Annotated in this window: 17 protein-coding genes and 2 tRNA genes; 13 read left to right on the top strand and 6 right to left on the bottom strand. The window is 38.9% G+C overall.

Going from position 1 to position 17,101, the window contains the following annotated elements; genetic code table 11:
* Positions 1-110: 110 nt before the first annotated feature.
* Positions 111-470: a hypothetical protein gene (locus Mia14_RS04090; RefSeq protein ID WP_124216908.1), complete on the bottom strand. Its 360-nt coding sequence runs from the start codon at positions 468-470 to the stop codon at positions 111-113.
* A gap of 131 nt (positions 471-601) precedes the next feature.
* The gene (locus Mia14_RS05195; RefSeq protein ID WP_088820392.1) at positions 602-1,783 is read right to left on the bottom strand and encodes a DUF929 family protein; all 1,182 of its coding nucleotides are present in this window, start codon (positions 1,781-1,783) and stop codon (positions 602-604) included.
* A gap of 187 nt (positions 1,784-1,970) precedes the next feature.
* On the opposite strand from Mia14_RS05195, the gene Mia14_RS04080 reads away from it, so the two are divergent.
* Both Mia14_RS04080 and Mia14_RS04075 read left to right on the top strand, forming a co-directional pair.
* Entirely contained in the window at positions 1,971-2,798 is an 828-nt protein-coding gene (locus Mia14_RS04080) for a TatD family hydrolase (RefSeq protein ID WP_088820390.1), read from the top strand.
* A 107-nt stretch (positions 2,799-2,905) separates the two neighbouring features.
* Positions 2,906-3,009 (top strand) — tRNA-Arg (locus Mia14_RS04075).
* A gap of 11 nt (positions 3,010-3,020) precedes the next feature.
* On the opposite strand, the gene Mia14_RS04070 is transcribed toward Mia14_RS04075, so the two are convergent.
* From Mia14_RS04070 to Mia14_RS04060, 3 genes are all read right to left on the bottom strand, one after another.
* A complete protein-coding gene (locus Mia14_RS04070) occupies positions 3,021-5,810 on the bottom strand; it encodes a hypothetical protein (RefSeq protein WP_124216907.1) in 2,790 nt (929 codons plus the stop codon).
* A gap of 237 nt (positions 5,811-6,047) precedes the next feature.
* Positions 6,048-6,157: transfer RNA gene (locus Mia14_RS04065), tRNA-Leu, on the bottom strand.
* An 11-nt stretch (positions 6,158-6,168) separates the two neighbouring features.
* Positions 6,169-6,933 (bottom strand): proteasome assembly chaperone family protein, encoded by a 765-nt coding sequence (locus Mia14_RS04060; RefSeq protein ID WP_088820387.1) that lies wholly within the window; start codon positions 6,931-6,933, stop codon positions 6,169-6,171.
* Positions 6,934-7,171: 238 nt separating this feature from the next.
* Between Mia14_RS04060 and Mia14_RS04055 the strand changes: the two genes are divergently transcribed.
* The 4 genes from Mia14_RS04055 to Mia14_RS04045 all read left to right on the top strand — a co-directional run bounded on the left by Mia14_RS04055 (position 7,172) and on the right by Mia14_RS04045 (position 9,466).
* Positions 7,172-7,591 carry a UbiX family flavin prenyltransferase gene (locus tag Mia14_RS04055; protein WP_088820385.1) on the top strand — a complete coding sequence of 140 codons (420 nt, stop codon included), beginning with the start codon at positions 7,172-7,174 and terminating at the stop codon, positions 7,589-7,591.
* Between the two features lie 78 nt (positions 7,592-7,669).
* Complete coding sequence (locus tag Mia14_RS04050) at positions 7,670-8,917, top strand: RNA-guided endonuclease InsQ/TnpB family protein (protein WP_088820383.1); 1,248 nt, start codon at positions 7,670-7,672, stop codon at positions 8,915-8,917.
* The gene (locus tag Mia14_RS05150) at positions 8,914-9,078 is read left to right on the top strand and encodes a hypothetical protein (protein WP_157891461.1); all 165 of its coding nucleotides are present in this window, start codon (positions 8,914-8,916) and stop codon (positions 9,076-9,078) included. The genes Mia14_RS04050 and Mia14_RS05150 overlap by 4 nt, the downstream gene beginning before the upstream one ends.
* Positions 9,079-9,238: 160 nt before the next feature.
* The gene (locus Mia14_RS04045) at positions 9,239-9,466 is read left to right on the top strand and encodes a hypothetical protein (protein WP_088820382.1); all 228 of its coding nucleotides are present in this window, start codon (positions 9,239-9,241) and stop codon (positions 9,464-9,466) included.
* A 25-nt stretch (positions 9,467-9,491) separates the two neighbouring features.
* Here Mia14_RS04045 and Mia14_RS04040 read toward each other — a convergent pair whose 3' ends face one another.
* Positions 9,492-9,890, bottom strand: coding sequence for a DUF192 domain-containing protein (locus tag Mia14_RS04040; RefSeq protein ID WP_088820380.1), 399 nt, complete (start codon positions 9,888-9,890; stop codon positions 9,492-9,494).
* A gap of 148 nt (positions 9,891-10,038) precedes the next feature.
* On the opposite strand from Mia14_RS04040, the gene sufB reads away from it, so the two are divergent.
* From sufB to Mia14_RS04005, 7 genes are all read left to right on the top strand, one after another.
* Positions 10,039-11,454 carry a Fe-S cluster assembly protein SufB gene (gene sufB, locus Mia14_RS04035; RefSeq protein ID WP_269799405.1) on the top strand — a complete coding sequence of 472 codons (1,416 nt, stop codon included), beginning with the start codon at positions 10,039-10,041 and terminating at the stop codon, positions 11,452-11,454.
* A gap of 3 nt (positions 11,455-11,457) precedes the next feature.
* Positions 11,458-12,726: a SufB/SufD family protein gene (locus tag Mia14_RS04030; RefSeq protein WP_088820379.1), complete on the top strand. Its 1,269-nt coding sequence runs from the start codon at positions 11,458-11,460 to the stop codon at positions 12,724-12,726.
* Between the two features lie 4 nt (positions 12,727-12,730).
* Positions 12,731-13,036 carry a transcriptional regulator gene (locus tag Mia14_RS04025; RefSeq protein ID WP_088820377.1) on the top strand — a complete coding sequence of 102 codons (306 nt, stop codon included), beginning with the start codon at positions 12,731-12,733 and terminating at the stop codon, positions 13,034-13,036.
* A gap of 32 nt (positions 13,037-13,068) precedes the next feature.
* On the top strand, positions 13,069-13,809 hold the full coding sequence (gene sufC, locus Mia14_RS04020; protein WP_088820375.1) for a Fe-S cluster assembly ATPase SufC: 741 nt from the start codon (positions 13,069-13,071) through the stop codon (positions 13,807-13,809).
* A gap of 98 nt (positions 13,810-13,907) precedes the next feature.
* Positions 13,908-14,669: an exodeoxyribonuclease III gene (locus Mia14_RS04015; protein WP_088820613.1), complete on the top strand. Its 762-nt coding sequence runs from the start codon at positions 13,908-13,910 to the stop codon at positions 14,667-14,669.
* Positions 14,670-14,755: 86 nt separating this feature from the next.
* A complete protein-coding gene (locus Mia14_RS04010) occupies positions 14,756-15,292 on the top strand; it encodes a hypothetical protein (RefSeq protein ID WP_088820374.1) in 537 nt (178 codons plus the stop codon).
* 214 nt (positions 15,293-15,506) lie between these two features.
* A complete protein-coding gene (locus Mia14_RS04005; RefSeq protein WP_232780209.1) occupies positions 15,507-17,078 on the top strand; it encodes an APC family permease in 1,572 nt (523 codons plus the stop codon).
* Positions 17,079-17,101 lie beyond the last annotated feature (23 nt).

Raw genomic sequence — 17,101 nt, 5'->3', positions numbered from 1 at the left:
GAAACAAATATCCAATAGAGTTGGCTAATATTGCCTATTTTAAAATTCACTAAATATTGTCAGGCAATCCTTTATAAACTTACCTATTTTAACATGTTGTTTAAGATAGCTTACTTTGAAAGCAAATTAAGCTGGTAATAAATAATTATCAGATTTATCAACACTAAAACCCCGAATATATAAATGTTGTAAGCTGATAAGTAGCTTATAAAGCTTTCGGCGCCTATACTACCCAAAACCGGTATCAGTAAGCTTGACAGCAAAGGTGCACTGCATCCACATCCTGCAACCAACCCCCCAACAGAAGGCATGACAACACTGACAACCCCTCCTGCAGTAGCATCCTTAATCGCAATCCTCTTCCTTATGCCATAAATGCTTATTGTAATTAAAACTGCAGAAGTGGCAACTAGCAGGTAAAACATGTATAAAGGAGCAGTCAGGATTATAATTCCATGAAACGAGCTCATTTTTATTATAGTATATAGAAGAAAGTAATACAAAAATCCTGCCACTACCAAAATTGCCAAGTATAAAGGTTTAGAAAATATATCCTTTAAAATTCTCAATCTCTTTGATTTGAAATTAATTGCTATCACCTTCAGTTGTAACCCTCATAAGACTCCAATTTAGGTATCACCGGCAGAGAGCATATAGGCGCAGTGTTATTTATTGTAGCACAGGTCATTGCAATGTAAAGGTCTGCTCCTGCATATTCTAAATATCCGAACTCACTATCTGGATGGCTTATATTATCGAATACCATATTATGGGTCTTATATTCTATTGAAGGGTTGCCGCTTGGCTCGGATTTGAATCCAAAGTCCGCATCATCCGCTCCAAGAACATTGTATTTGCCCCATATTGTGTAAGGCGTGCCTTCAAAGTTGTTAAGACCCAATATTAGGTCAAATGCATCTATGTAAATGCTATTGTTTGTTGCATTTATCCTTGATTGTATCGTTGACATGGGGTTTAATTGAAATCCTCCAGTTATAGGAAGAGTATCCTCTATAGAAATGAAATTTATATATTTGCTGCTGTAAAAGTTTCCCAAGTCCTCAGCCGATTGGTTGTAATGCGAAGGTGCCCAATAAATTGTAGGAATGTCATGGTCGCCAAAAGACGAATACCCTTTATAAAGTTCGCTGAAATTCCCGAACCTGCCCAAAGCCAAAGCCATGGCCCATCTGTTCTCCCCGCAATAAATGCAGGTAATTGAACCTAAGTAAATTACGGAAGGTTTTCCATTTACCACAAATGGGTTATCTAATTTTTTAACTTCTGCATTTGATCCAGTAGTTGAACCAAACACATAGCCCCCAAAGGTGCCATTCAGAATCATCTGGCCTGCCTCTTCAAAATAACTGTCATTAGCATTGTTGAATATTGCCAGTTCGCTTGCATTCAATGGCTGGTTTATATTGGTCAGTCTGCTCCCAAATGATGCATTTGCAGTTATGATTGGATCATTTGGCAAGGATTTAGGCGGAACTATAAGGGAGCCCGTTATCTTATAGGACGGATCGGATAAAGTAACATTTCCTGCAGTGTTGTTCGTTGCAGTGGTCGGTTTAGAAGATGAAATATTCTCCAACTTGCTTGAAATGGAATTTAGCTGTGCGGATAAGCTTGCGAATAATACGATTACCACTACAAGCACCAATAATATCAATATGTAAGGGAGGTATTTATTAAGTTCAAACTTTTGCTTCTTAATGCCTTTTTCATTTTTTCTAATCTCCTCCTTTTTTTCATCTCTGTTTGAATAATCCTCAGCCATTTTAAACATCTATAATTCAGCAAACTACATAACTGATTAGAAAATTCAATATATTTATAAGTTTTGCAATGTGTAGGGTATGCAAATAAAACAGCAATAAACCAAAACAGCCAAAACGCAAATCATACTAATTCCCAATATAAATAAATATTTACATAGATAATCTTAACTCAAACAAGGTATTTTGATGGTTCAAAGTTTGCAGATACAGAGTCAAACCAGGCAAAAGAAAGAGCAAATTACAGGCGAAATTAGAGTATTCAATATAATAGATGCGCATTGCCATTTGGACCAGCTAAAACAAGAGGACATAAATGATTCACTTATGTATATTGCAGGCATGGTGACGAACGGGGTCGACATGCCCTCAAATATAAGGAATCTTGAACTTGCCGATAACAAGCACATATTTGCTTGTCTTGGCATACATCCAGAGTTTGCAGCATCCCTAAAAAAATATGAAGTTGACTATGTAATAGATTTCATAAAACGCCACTCCAAATCTATAAAAGGCATAGGCGAAATAGGATTAGACTATAAATTTGCTTCTCAAATAAAAGGCTCCAAGCCAAAGCAAAGAAGCCTGTTCCTAAGGATGTTGACTTTGGCAAACAAGCTGGACTTGCCAGTGACGGTCCATTCCCGCGAAGCGATGGACGAAGTGCTTTATATGCTACACAAGAAAAAAGTAAAAAAGGCGCATATACATTTCTTTGAGGGAACTGTTGAACAAGCGATGAAGGCAGTGGAATATGGATACATGATATCAATACCGCCTTTACCATCCTCAAAAAGGAATGCGGTTATAAAAGCAGTCCCTATGAAAAACTTGATGGCCGAAACGGACTCTCCAACTGCGGGCTCTTTGCCAAAAGACGTGATATACTCAATAGAGTTGATAGCCAAGGCCAAGGGGATGGGATTGGAGGAAACCGCAAAGGAATTGACCATAAATACGCGCAGGTTCTTCAACATCGGAGAGGAGCACAATTCATTATTAAGATCTGAAAAGTAATGAAAAGTATTTATAAATATGGAGTTAAAAGTAAATTATTCCAATCAGCTGATATTATGCAGATTTTGTTTGAATTGTGTATCGAATATATTGGCTTGAAAGTATGTGGGCCCGTAGCTCAGCTTGGATAGAGCGGCAGCCTTCTAAGCTGATGGTCACGGGTTCAAATTGTTTGTCCTAAAAAGCAAACATGAAAATCCCGTCGGGCCCGCAGATTGGAATTCAGGTCCTGCTTTTGCTCTTCTCTTTATCTCCTTGGTTGTGGTAATTCACGCTTATATTGTCTGCTTTCTTATTAGCCTTGCTTATGATCGCAGAAGGCGAATCCGATCTTATAAGATTTCTTGCAAGCACATATTCGATCGAAGAATCTAATATCCTGCTATCTCTATCAAGATCAAGTTCTATGAGTGTGTAGCCATTGATAGCGCCTTTAGGGTAATCACCTACTGGTATTGGTAGGAAGTTCATAAAAGAGCTATCAGACTCCTGCATACTCGGGCCTTTTACAAATAAATTAGGGCCTACAAATCCCGCCTCTGCAATATGGTCATGCCCAGATATGAATGCTCCTGGCCTATCAGGTCTTTTGTCCATTATGTACTTAACCAAGCTGCTCTCGCTAGATGTTCCCATCTCATGCGACAGATAGACTTTCAAGCCATTGATATTCTTTTCTCCTGCCCCAAATTCACCTCCAACAATTGCTGTAATTCCATAGATAGCCTTTTCTAAATTTTTCTCAAGTTCGGCATTCCCTCCTGCCTTACGTATTCCATCAAGGTAACCCTGGAGCCTCTGCCTTAAGGAATTGGCTATAACTGTGGACTCGTCTCTATGCCCCTGCCCTTCAGTTTTATTGTAATGATTTCCTGAAATAGTGATTACAGTACCACCCTTTTCTGCAATCTTATACACCAAATCTTCCAACTTGTCAAGAAGAAATATAACCTGTTCATCTATGTTGAAGTATAGCTGCTCAGACTTCATCTTATAGAATTCGTTCAAGGTGTCAGCGGAGTCTTTTCTGAGTATATCTTTTACTTTTTCTACATGGTATGACGAATTGTTTATATGTGGCTCGGCTCCATGGTTCTTATAAAATCCATCCAATATGTCCCCACCAAGTACAAGTATGTCTGGCTCTTTTTTTATCAAATCTTCAATGGATTTTTCCAAAAGTTCATATAACAAATTATTGCTTATGTGTATATCATTTATTAATGCTATAACAAGCTTGTTGTTTTCATTATTTGATTTTACATCTGCTGAACTCTGACTAAACAACATTTCCAATTCACGTCTCGCCTCAGGGTTCCTTTCGGCATTCATGCTTGCTTTCAAATCATCTTCAATCTTAGCTTTTATTAGAGGATAATACTTCTTAAGTTCCCAATCTTTTAGCTCGGAAGGAAGCTTATTCATTGCAACATAATACTCCAGATCGGCATTGGAAACACCATTTAGCGGGAACTGTATATCCTGATCCTTGACAATGCTCCAGCGCTTATTCAGAACCTTATATTGTTCTTTCATTTCGTCAACATAAAGCTCGAATAGCATATCCGATGTTTTTGTTTCGTATTTTACAGGCAAACCCGGATCAGATACCCTAAGTATCGTGAAACCATTGCTCACTATGCCTTTTTGAACTGATTGCGTATACTTTGTATTAACCCATTCGTTCCATTTAGAAGTGACTTTGCCAGGATCCGTGAACGGTCCTTGTGCAAGTGCAAATGTTAATAAATCAGACCTATCCCTATAGGGCTCTATTGTAAACGAGCTATTGTTGTTTTTGCTAGTTACCAATATATTATCTAGCTTTGGATTTATCTTTTCTGCGTTTAAACCGTTGTTTGCAAGAATATCAAGCTTGCCAACAATCTTGTTGTTGCTCCCTATGCTTCTCGCTCCAAGTATAACATTCAAGCTGTACGCTGTGATAAGGTTGAACTTTCCTCTGCCTGCATCTATAATCATGCCGTCAACTTTTTCATTTTGGAGAGTCAGTTTCCTCTTCCTACCAAATGCATCTTTCAAATAGCTCAAGTAGTAAGATTCTGAAAGCTTATTTATTATCTCATGCGACCTATGGTCTGTAAGGGAATTTCCTGTATAATTATCCACGCTCTTGTTGCGCATGTCGCTCTTGTACTGCTCATTAGTGCTGCTTTTTTCTTTCATCTTATTTCCCATAACCCTTATGGAATTTGATATTGCTTTTGATTTTGCCGAAAGCTCTGCCAGCTTGTCGGAATCGGTTACATTTTTCATTTCTTCAAGTATCTTGGACATCTCTTCTTTCTTTTGGCTGAGGTACTTGTCAAATTTGCCATCGCTCGGATCAGATTCTTGAACTTTTAGGGTATAAAGCGCCTTTAACAAATCCCTTCTTTCCTCTGCTTCCTTCTTCTCCTCCCTGTTTATACCTTCCTTTACCTTTATATTCTGCAACTCCTTCATATCCCTGTCGTATTTGCTCTGTTCATTTTTATCCTTAGCAAGCATCTCTCTAAATTTTGCCTTTGATGTATCAATGCCCTTTAATATCTCAACCCTTGAATTTACTGTCAGATTTTCGTCGCTTATAAGTTTCTCTAAATACTCCATATCATTTTTATAAGCCAATCCAAGTGACCTTTGTATCTCAAGTATATTTTTCCTATCCTCATCTCCCAATGTATATATTATTTTTGTCTCTTTCGGTAGCAGAGAAAGCATCCGGTTAAGGTGTGGCTTCATATATATTGCGGAATCCAATATGGAATTCAACTTTGGTACTATAGTGTCAAGGTAATTGTTGTTTGCAGTAGAACCTTTAGTTGGGAAGTAGGGCATTACTCCTCCTCCCAATATCAAAACATTTGGTAGGTTACTATTATCCAACCCCCTCAGATACCTGCTCATCCCTATGAGGTTTCTTTCACTCATATACGCCTGTGCACCTCCCATATCACCTAAGGAAAAAATATTGTACGTACCTTTAGGTACCGACCTTTTACCACCCACTCATTTCACCAATTAAAAAGGAAAAGAAAGCTATTTAATCATATAATATACCAGTCTTATATTAGTCATATTATTAAAAAACAACAAGTTTTATAAACATCGCTTAACAAGCTATAATGTGGCTCACTTATTTTACTATTTCTAAAAATAAAAAGGAAAATTTTAAAATTACGCAACACCTTTTCGATACTGTAAACTCCTTAGTATATAAGAAAACCTAAACCTGCAAAATTCAAGTGCAGGGGGTGAGATTTGAACTCACGAAGGCGCTAAGCCACAGGATCTTAAGTCCTGCGCATTTTTCTGTGACCTATCACCATGGCCAGACCAGACTCTGCCACCCCTGCAAAGAAATAAATCAAGCATACATTGATAGTCCGCTGTCATTGTATGAATTCTTGTATGTCTGATGTGTGTCCTTGTTCTTTTTCAAAAGATCCTTTATCTTTGCTTCAACCTCCTTTGACTCTTTTTCAAGTTCGTCCGTGTTTATGTCAAGACCTACCAGCTGGTTAATGTATTTTATGGCAGATTCCGCATATTTTGGATCAATCAAATTAGGATTTACCGGTATCAACAAGGTTATGTCATCTATGTTGTCATTCAATGCCTTTGTCATCATCATTGCACTTATACCTGTCGCAACACCTTCATTAACCGGCGATATATTATATTTTTTTAATTCACTGATCAAGTTCTTTTTGGATACCATACCAAAAGCCACATTGGGATCTTTTAAAGCAGTTGCATCCTGGCTGTCATCCTTGTAAGGCATCCCATTTACTGAAAATATCCTTGATATCTTATTCTCCTTTATGAATTCATTCAACTTTGCGCTCAATTCATATATAAGATCCATAGGTATCTGGAATTCTGCAAATATGGTAACAAGCTTGTATTTTTTAGAGCAATAAATTCTTATTGGAGGCATTGGGATAGAATCGTGTATTGCTATAAGTGGCGGGAATTTATCCGAATCCAAGTAGCCGCAATAGTCCATGTCAAGTTTGTCTATCATATAATTTATAGCCATAGGGCCCACCAACCCTATTCCTGGAAATCCTTCTATAAACGAATAACCTTGGAAATCTGCCTTTTTATCTAATAACTTAATATCTATCATAAAATCATTAATCTATGGTAGGCAATTATTTTAAATATATCCCTATTTGAAAATACGTCCGCTGACACTAATGCACATTATGATAGTATATTCAAAGCTCAAAGTAAATTCTTATGCTCCAATATTTAAAATTTAACACTTAATCTTTAGTGGTTGGATAAAGAAGCGAGTTGCAGTTTTGGTTACTGGAGCAGATGGAATGATATATGTTTACCGTTTCCTTTAAGCCCTTTCAAATATGGACAACATAGAGACCTATTTAGTAATGAGCAGGTCTGGGGCCAGGGTTATGAAATACGAGCTAGGTGTAAATATGAAAGATGTTGAAGATCTTGCAGACTTCAGCTATGAAGAGGGAAACTTTATGGCACCTATAGCCAGCGGATCTTTCAAGCTTGATGGTGTTCTTGTTGCACCTTGCTCTATGAAAACCTTATCTGGTATAGCAAATGGATACGAGGACAACTTGATAATACGTGTAGCATCAATTGCCCTAAAAGAGAAGAGATGGAAGCTTGTAATAATGCCAAGAGAGTCCCCGTTGAGTGTAATACACCTCAAAAATCTGCTTGCAGTGGCAGAAGCAGGTGCAATAGTAATGCCCCCGTTTCCGCAATTCCATTTTAACAAAGTGAGCGGGAAATCCCACACGCTTTAGCGGTGGGATGAAAGCGAACCACAGATATAAGAATATAAAAGTTTCGATGAATAAATAAACAAACGAGAAAGGGATATAATGGAAATGATAAGGGCCTACAAGTTCAGGATCTACCCTGACGCAAAAAGGCAAAAAGAGATAGACCTGCAACTTTTGCTTTCAAAAGAATTCTACAACCTGCTTCTTGAAAAGTCGATAAAATCATATAAAGGAGGTAACAAGAAGCTTTCGATGTCAACCCTGAACAAGTTTGCCAAGGAGATAGAGAAGGACAAGAGATTCCTTCAAATATACTCACAGGTGCGTTGCGAAATAAAATATCGTGTCTTGAAGGCATACAAGAATTTCTTCAGAAGGATAAATGAAAAGAAGCAGGGCAAGAAAGTGAAGGCGGGCTTTCCCCGTTTCAAATCAAAAGACAGGTATTACAGCATAACCTACCCGCAAGACAACGGCTCTTTCAGTATAAAAAAGAAAGGCAAAAAGCACATGCTCAGGGTTTCCAAACTGAGTGGAAGAATAGAAATAGAGTCGCACAGACCAATAGAAGGCAAGATAAAAACACTTACAATAAAGAAAAAGGCTGAAGAATATTTTGCAATCTTTACCACAATCACAGAGACTGAACCTCCAAAAATTGAAGACACGGATCCTGTCGGTATAGATATGGGTTTGCATTCTTTTGTCACAACTTCTGACGGCATGAAGACGGAGAAGCCAAAGTTTGTGAGAAAACCTGTGAAGCACATTGCGAGATGGCAAAGAAAAATTGCGAGAAGGGAAAAAGGCTCTGAAAGAAGAGAGAAGGCAAAGCAGCATTTGCAAAATGAATGGGAACATGTTGCAGAGCAATCCAATGACTTCGCTCGCAAACTTTCTAGTAAATTAGTAAATTCGGGATATACCTCATTTGCAGTAGAAGGCCTTCATATTCAAAATATGGTAAAAAATCACAATCTTGCACAGTCAATTTATAATGCTTCATGGAACAGATTCATTCAAATGCTTTCATACAAGGCTGAAAGTGCTGGTATGAAGGTAATAAAGGTAGACGCAAAAGATACGACACAGGAATGTAGCAACTGCCATCATATAAAGGAAGGCAATGAAAGACTGACATTAGGGGACAGAATATACCACTGTAACGTCTGTGGACTGACAATAGACAGGGATATAAACGCGTCAATAAACATACTCAAAAGAGCTACCCTCGGACAGAGGGGAAGTCACGCTCAGAGAGAGGGTGTAAGACCTCAAAGGGAGGCAGTTCTCGAGGAACTGAGAACCGATAAAACACATCCTTTGCAGGATGCAGTGACTGCATGAATGCGAAGGAAGCCCACACCGTTTACGGGTGGGAGGATGTCACAACAAAAAATGCTGAAGAAATGGTTGACCTTATAGTAGGCAGGATGTTGAATATGCTTGGGATAGAGAACAAACCTGCAAGAGAATGGGGATCCCAAGATGGCAATTCAAAAGAATGAAAAATGTCATCTATAACCTATCAAATCAAATTAAGCACAACCTCTATTAGGGTCCTGGCATTGCCCAAAACTCTATACTCTGGCAGTTTTTAGGGAATTTACGAGTGAAATACGAGATAATTATTTAAATATATCTATCGATAATAATATTGGTGTAAGAATGGAACAGGTAGGAAAAGAACAGATTAATAGAGAAGATGGATACCTATATTACTTAGGAAGCGATGGATATGTATGGCAGACCCCTATGAAGTCAAACCCTTCAGGAAAGAAAAAGAAAGTTGGGAGCGAGCGCGTAAACAGGGAGCAGGGATACTTATATTTCATCAATAAGAAAGGATATGTTGCCAGAAGCAAAATGAATAGGGGCGGCAGGTCATCCAAGTAATCAGGATTTTAATTTTTTATTTTATTTATTCCAAATTAATTTTTGTACCTAATTTTATATCGTGAGATTTAACATATCCAGCATTCAATTCTATTATATATTTTGAGTTAGCTTTAGGGTATGCGATATCGCAATTGAATATGCTTCTGCAAGGTTGCAGATTTTCTTTAATATCTATAATAGCCATATTTTTATCTATCCAAAGAACATCAATCGGGAACTTCATATTATACATCCATATTCCAAGTTTTCCTGCCGAATCAAAAATGAAAAGCATGCAGCTGTTTTCTTTCAAAGAATCCCGGTACATTAAGCCTATCATTCTCTTTATGAAATTGTCAGCAATTACCGCATTGAGCTCTATATCCCCAATCGCAATAAGTTTCTCTTGATACCTCTGAAATCTTTTTAAAAATCTGAGCATTTAAACGCCTTGAAATTCAATTTTTAATTAACTGCCTGATACATTTTGATATTGCAAAATTTTAGAACATGTTAAATTTGCAATATTAAAGCATAAATAGGTTGTCAATCGTTATATTTATAACTCAGTTATAAAATAGGTGTCAAGATTGTCAGATTTAGCGAATTCCGTTTTGCAAGAAGAAAAAGAATATGCAGAGAAATACGGGTTTAGCGATAAGCTCGCATACGATGAGATGAAGGTAGGGATATCTGAAGATGTGGTAATACATATATCAAAGTTGAAAAATGAGCCTGAATGGATGCTTAAGAAAAGGCTATTAGGTTACAAGATATTCAAAGATAAACCAGTCCCAAATTGGGGTCCTGACTTAAGCCAGATAAACTACGATTCAATCTATTACTACAAGAAGCCCAAGAGCAGCCAAAATTCGGATAATTGGGACAAAGTCCCAGAAGAAATAAAAAGGACTTTTGATAAATTAGGAGTCCCAGAGGCAGAAAGGAAATTCTTTGCAGGAGGCGCAGCACAATATGATTCAGAAGTGGTATACCACCACCTCAAAGATGATCTTGAAAAACGCGGTGTCATATTCACAGATATGGATACAGCGGTCAAAGAGCATCCGGATTTAGTAAAAAAATATTTCGGTTCCGTAATACCACCGACTGACAATAAATATGCGGCTCTTAATACAGCTACATGGTCCGGAGGCAGCTTCATATACGTGCCAAAAGGCGTAAAATTATCATTGCCACTGCAGGCATATTTCCGCATAAATGCAGAAAGCTCTGGGCAATTTGAAAGAACTCTGATAATAGCAGATGAAGATGCAGACGTAACTTACATAGAGGGTTGCACCGCCCCAATCTACATAAACTCATCTCTTCATGCAGCAGTAGTAGAGCTAGTGGCAAAGAAAGGTGCGCACATACGTTATGTAACAGTGCAAAACTGGTCTAAAAACGTGTATAACCTGGTAACCCAGCGTGCCTTTGCAGCAGAAAATGCAAGAGTTGAATGGATAGATGCGAATATAGGAAGCGGCGCGAACATGAAGTATCCAAGCGTATATCTACAGGGAGAGGGTGCAAAAGGGGAGATACTTTCCATAGCCGTAGCAGGGGATAGCCAGCGTCAGGATACAGGTGGAAAGGTATACCATCTTGCCAGCAATACAACTTCAAAGATTATATCTAAAAGCATCTCTAAAGGAACAGGCATAACAACGTATAGAGGTCTTGTGCACATAGACAGCCGTGCTAGGAACGCAAGGTCTACAGTGAAATGCGATGCACTTCTGCTTGACGAGAATTCAAAGACAAACACATATCCTTACAATGAGATATATGCTGATGACGCTTTTGTAAGCCACGAAGCCACTGTAGGAAGGCTTGGGGAGGATGAACTATTCTACTTAATGTCACGTGGCCTTAGCGAGGACGATGCAATAGCGACTGCAGTACTCGGTTTCATACAGCCATTGGTGGAGGTATTGCCTATGGAATACTCGTTGGAGCTTAAAAGGCTTATAAAGATGGATACAAGCAATTCGGTGGGATAAATTATGGACAACAATATAAATAATTACCAAAGCCTTAGGGAGGATGCAATTTCAATGCAGAAAAGCGGCAGAGCGTCACAAAACTACCTTAGAGATATATTGTACAAGAAATACAACTTCAAAATCCAATTGCTGCCTCCTAATGGCAATGCCATTGCAGCAAGCAGTGATTATGCAAAATACGAAAGCATACTAGGTATAAAATTCAACGTCAGGATAACAGGAGGCCTTGATGTAGTTAATGACATGCCAAATGAAGTAGAGGTATATACTCCAGGCTCTTTTAACATTCAGAGAAAGAAGCTATTTGACAACTCCGATTTGTACGCAGCATTTGTGCACGCATTCTCAGAGAAAATAATATACATAAGGCCTAAAGCAGGGAAGCCTGTAAATATTATCTTGGACTACAGCCACAATCTATACCCTATACAACTCATTATAGATTCTAGCAGCAAGGAACTATCAACAATCAATGAAATCATATTATCTGGAAAATCTGATGACCTGCCTCCCGCAGTAATAATGCACGAGGTATCAGCAAATAAGGATTCAAGCTTGGAGTTCAATATAATGCACCTTGGTGGAGATTCAGGAGTTGTTAGCATGCTCCGTGCAAATGCCGATGAATACTCAAAACTGGACATCAATGAAATATATGCCGGCAATTCATTCACCAAAGAGGAATCCCGCATCGTGTCAGCTGCCGAAAGTGCCGAAGTCAATATAAGGAAAACAGTTGCTGGAAGCATGAACCAAAAATTTGACTTGATGTCGGACTTGGTCAATGCCGAAAGAAACACAAAATGCGATTCAAGCCTCAATGTCATAGCTTCCGGAAGCTCTGTATGTTATGCGAAAGATTTCGCAGAGGTGCGGGAAGGTGCCGAAAAGTCTGTTTCCCATATATCACAGAGGGGCATAATAAGGGATTCGACAGCTAGCCTGAACATGATGCCCGATATGTCCATAAACGAGAGTTACACCAAAGCATCCCATTACAGCTACTCATCACCTATAGACAAGGATGAACTTTTCTACTTAGAATCAAGAGGGATGTCCGAGGAACAGGCAGAGCATCTGATATCTCTTGGTTTTTTCAGCACTAACGTAGGCAAGATAAGAGACAGGGAGGTAAGGAATTCAGCAATCTCAATATTGGATTATGTGCTGAGCAAAAGGGATTACCATATACCAAAAGGGTTGAAGCCCATAGAATGGGATTTCTATGGAGGGATGGGTATTATAGAAGGGATAAAAGACACAAAGTGAAATCATGATATACTACGAGATATTCCTGAAGAAATTTCTTCCTTCATTCAGAAGTGCACTAGCAATAAAGATGAACGAGAAGTTCAATATTAAGGAATCAGATATAGCAAAGGAGCTTGGAGTCACCCAGGCAGAAGTAAGCAAATATCTCAACAGATTAAATGTGGTCAGCCCTTCATATAAGATAGACGACTCCGATATAGAATCGATTGCCGCACTAATGATTGCAGGAGATTCAGCAAATGCGCAAAAGCAGGTCTGCAGGATATGCCCTGTAGGATCCAATGTAAAATGCACCTTTAAAATTTGATGTTTTGATGTTAAATATATATAAGTGATGAAATGATTTTGGAAATAAAAAATTTGCATGTTAAAATAGGCGAAAATGAAATAATAAAAGGGCTTAACCTGACCATAAAAGAAGGAGAGATGCACGTGCTTATGGGCCCAAACGGTTCTGGAAAGACCACATTGGCAAAGGTTATAATGGGCCATCCTGCCTACAAGGTTAGCGAAGGCGACATATTGGCAGATGGAAAAAGCATCCTAAATCTATCAACTGATAAAAGAGCAAAGCTTGGCCTTTTCCTGCAATTCCAGGAGCCCGTAGAAATAGACGGAGTAGGTTTTGTCAATTTCCTCAGGTCTTCAATCGAATCAATATCAGACAAGCCGGTAAACGTGAGAAGCATGCTTAACGATGTCAAATCGGAGGAATCCGAGCTTAAGGTTAACTATTCACTGATAGACAAGTATCTAAACAAAGGTTTCTCAGGAGGGGAGAAAAAGAAATCTGAAATATTGCAGATGTCCCTGCTCAAGCCAAAGATCGCAATACTAGACGAACCTGACTCAGGGCTTGACGTAGACGCAATAAAGATAGTTGCAAAAAACATAGAAAGAGTAGCCAAGGAAACAGGGATGGGAACAATACTGATAACCCACTACAACCGTATCCTGTCTTATATGAATCCATCATTTGTCCATATAATGGAGAAGGGCAGGATAGTCAAGAGTGGGGGAATGGAGCTGGTGTCGCAGGTAGAAAAATCCGGATACCAGGGATTAGGCAGTGACGAATAAACAACAGGATTTTAGGGAAAACTATCCCTAAATATAAGAATTTATCTACCCTATTGGATTTGTGAACTATTTTGGGCTTTAAACAGAAGGCAAATCTTATGGAACTGAAAATCATATCGTGGAATGTAAATGGTATACGCTCGGCAACCGCTAAAGGCTTAACGGATTTCATTAAAAATGAAGATGCCGATATACTGTGTTTCCAGGAAATCAAGGCAGGGGAATCTGATATACCACAAGCTTTAAGGAGCGAAGGGTATGAGCTATTTGTAAATCCTGCAGAGAAAAAAGGTTATAGCGGCACAATGGTCATGAGCAGGATAAAACCTTTAAAATTCCAAAAAGGCATTGGGGAATCCAGGGATGCAGAGGGCAGGGTAGAAGTACTAGAATTTGAAAAGTTTTACTTGCTGAACATATACTTTCCTAACTCAAAACCTATGCTTGAAAGGTTGGATTACAAGATCCAGTTTGATCATGAATTGTTAAATTACCTAAATGACCTTAAGAAAAGAAAAGGGGTAGTTGCTTGCGGAGACTTCAATGTAGCTCATAAGGATATAGATATAGCCCAGCCTCAGAACAATATTAACCATGCAGGATTTACAAAAGAGGAGAGGGAATGGATGGATGAAGTTATCTCATCCGGATACATAGATACATTTAGGTACATCAATGGCAACAAAATAAAATACTCGTGGTGGTCCAACTTCGCAAGTGCAAGGCAGAGGAATATAGGTTGGAGGATAGACTATTTCATAACCGATACCAGCCTTAAGGAAAACATAAAATCTGCCGAAATACTAGATCAAGTGAAAGGTTCGGACCATGCCCCCGTAAAGTTAACATTATCCTTATGAAATAAAATACCTTTTATGAAAGTTTATAAATATTTTAAATGGCCAAATAATATCCGAATAATTATTTATTACAAAAAGTGTTCGATATGACCGAAGAAAATAATAAACAGCCTGTTGAAGCAAAGGAAAGGAAAGAAAGCCAGAAATCATCTTTAACTGCAGAGCCAAAGCCGGCAACCGCCATGCAGAAATCTAAAGAAAAAGACAATGTATCTGAATATAAATCCAAGCTTAGAAGGTCAATAAAAAATGCAATCAAAATAAACTCATTATCCCATATAGACAGCAGAGACGCAATGAAGAGTGCATACCTCAACAATTACCAACAAATAATGAAGCTCGCAAAGACCTCAGAAAACAAGACAATACTGAATGAGATATCGAGGATAGTGGTAAGGGGATACAGAACCTTGGCGGTGCCTACCCCTAAGGTTACAGCCGAAGTATCCTACAACAAGATGAAAGAAACTTATGACAGATATGAAGCACTATACAAGGCACTATCATCAAACAAGATATTCATGGATGAGCATACTAACGAAGAGAAAAGGATAGCAAAGGCACGCCATAGGTCAAAGACCAAGATGAGCAGGTATGAGAAGAAGGCAAAGTCAACCTTCTAAATAATGCCTTTACGGACTCTTTTCTGAGTTCTAATAATCCGGCCCGTTCACAAATTTACAATTATTTATAATTATTTACAATTGCCGGATAAAGCTAACCAAATATGCAGGCGGCATACTTTTTACCTCTTATTTTTACGAAACCGAATATTCCAATATACGAAAATTTTAATACCGTTAATATATTTACTTTGACGTAAATAATAGTCTTTTTATGGAACCTGAAGGCAAAGCTGTAGCCAGATTAAAGAAAAACCAAGTTGGTACACTTGGCGCAATAGCCGAGGAAATATCAGCCATGGCACCTGGTTGTGACGCAATTGCATTTGTCGTAGCTTCTGCAACCTTCGCATTCTTTCTTACCCCTTTAGCATTTCTTATAGCCACCCTTACCATGTTCCTGGAAGTGAACACTTTATACCATCTGTCCAAAAGGCATGCCAGTGCAGGAGGATATTATGGATATATAGCTAATGCATTTGGCTCCATTCCTGCTATAAGCTCTGGACTGTTATATGTGATGTATCAAATCGTAAGCACAGCCGCAATACCTGTATTTGTTGCAGGTGTTGTCCTTCCGGGGGTAATAAATTATTTCTTGGCGATAAGCTTGCCAGGATGGATATGGATACCATCAATCTTAATCTTCATAGTATTGCCTATTGTCATAGCGATGATAGGCATCAGGCCCCAGATGCGTTATATAAGGGTAGCGGCATTCTTTGAAGTGGCATTCCTTGCCCTGCTCTCAGCCATAATAATTTTAAAAGCGCCTGATAACACGCTTAATGTTTTCAACCCTTTTGTATGGCCTCAATATTCGTCATGGTTTGCATCTGAGGGCGGGCCGCTTTCAGGCGTAGGATTGGGGATGATATTCGGGTTGACAAGCTTCATAGGTTATGGAGGGTCGGCGCCCTTAGGCGAAGAAGCAAAGAATAGCCGTACAATTACAAAATCCTTGATATTCGGGCTTCTTATAACTGGGATAGTGCTTGTGGAAGTTTCATACTCCCAGATAGTTGGATGGGGGATACCAATGATGCAGTCATTTGCAAAGAGTGGGATACCAGGTATAATCGTAGCTACTATATATACGGGCGCCATAGGGGGAGTTATGCTGTCACTTGTCGCATTCAACTCTGCATTCTCCGATTCCGTTGCAATGCAGTCAAATGCCGGCAGAGTTTACTTTGCAATGGCACGTGATGGGGTGCTCCCCAAATTCTTTGCCACGCTGCATAAAAAATTTGTCACGCCGATAAATGCCCTAAGCTTCATTGCGATATCCGCATCTGTTATTGCCATAGGATCCACATTTCTTGTATCCGCCGGAATGGGGGTGTCACCCATCTCCCTTATAACTGAAAGCGCAAACAACCCAAACATAATAACCGCCCTGACTGACTCATTTGAATTCCTCACTACAATGGCTTTGGCAGGGCTCATTGTAACGCATGTACTATTGAATACAAGTGTCATGACAATGTTCAGAAGGCTTAAGGAAAAACATGTAGGTTACAGGAAGATAACGCATCCAATACAGCACTACCTGCTACCAGCAATCGCCACAATTATATTCATATTTGTGCTTTACGAATCCGTAGTGCCTCCGGTATACCCTATAACAGAGGCAATTATCATAATTGCGGTTTACGTAGTGCTATCAACCGCATATGGATTTTACCTCAAAAAGAAAAGGCCTGATATAGCCGCTAATGCTGGGAAAAGCGTGAATATAGTAGCCGAAGAGGAATTAGAGGAAAAGGCAAAACAATCCGAATGACGCTTCGTGAAATTCATAGATGC

The sequence above is a fragment of the Candidatus Mancarchaeum acidiphilum genome (assembly GCF_002214165.1).
GTDB lineage: Archaea > Micrarchaeota > Micrarchaeia > Micrarchaeales > Micrarchaeaceae > Mancarchaeum > Mancarchaeum acidiphilum.
Note: the sequence above shows the minus strand (reverse complement) of the source record. Positions and strands in the feature narration are given on the sequence as shown.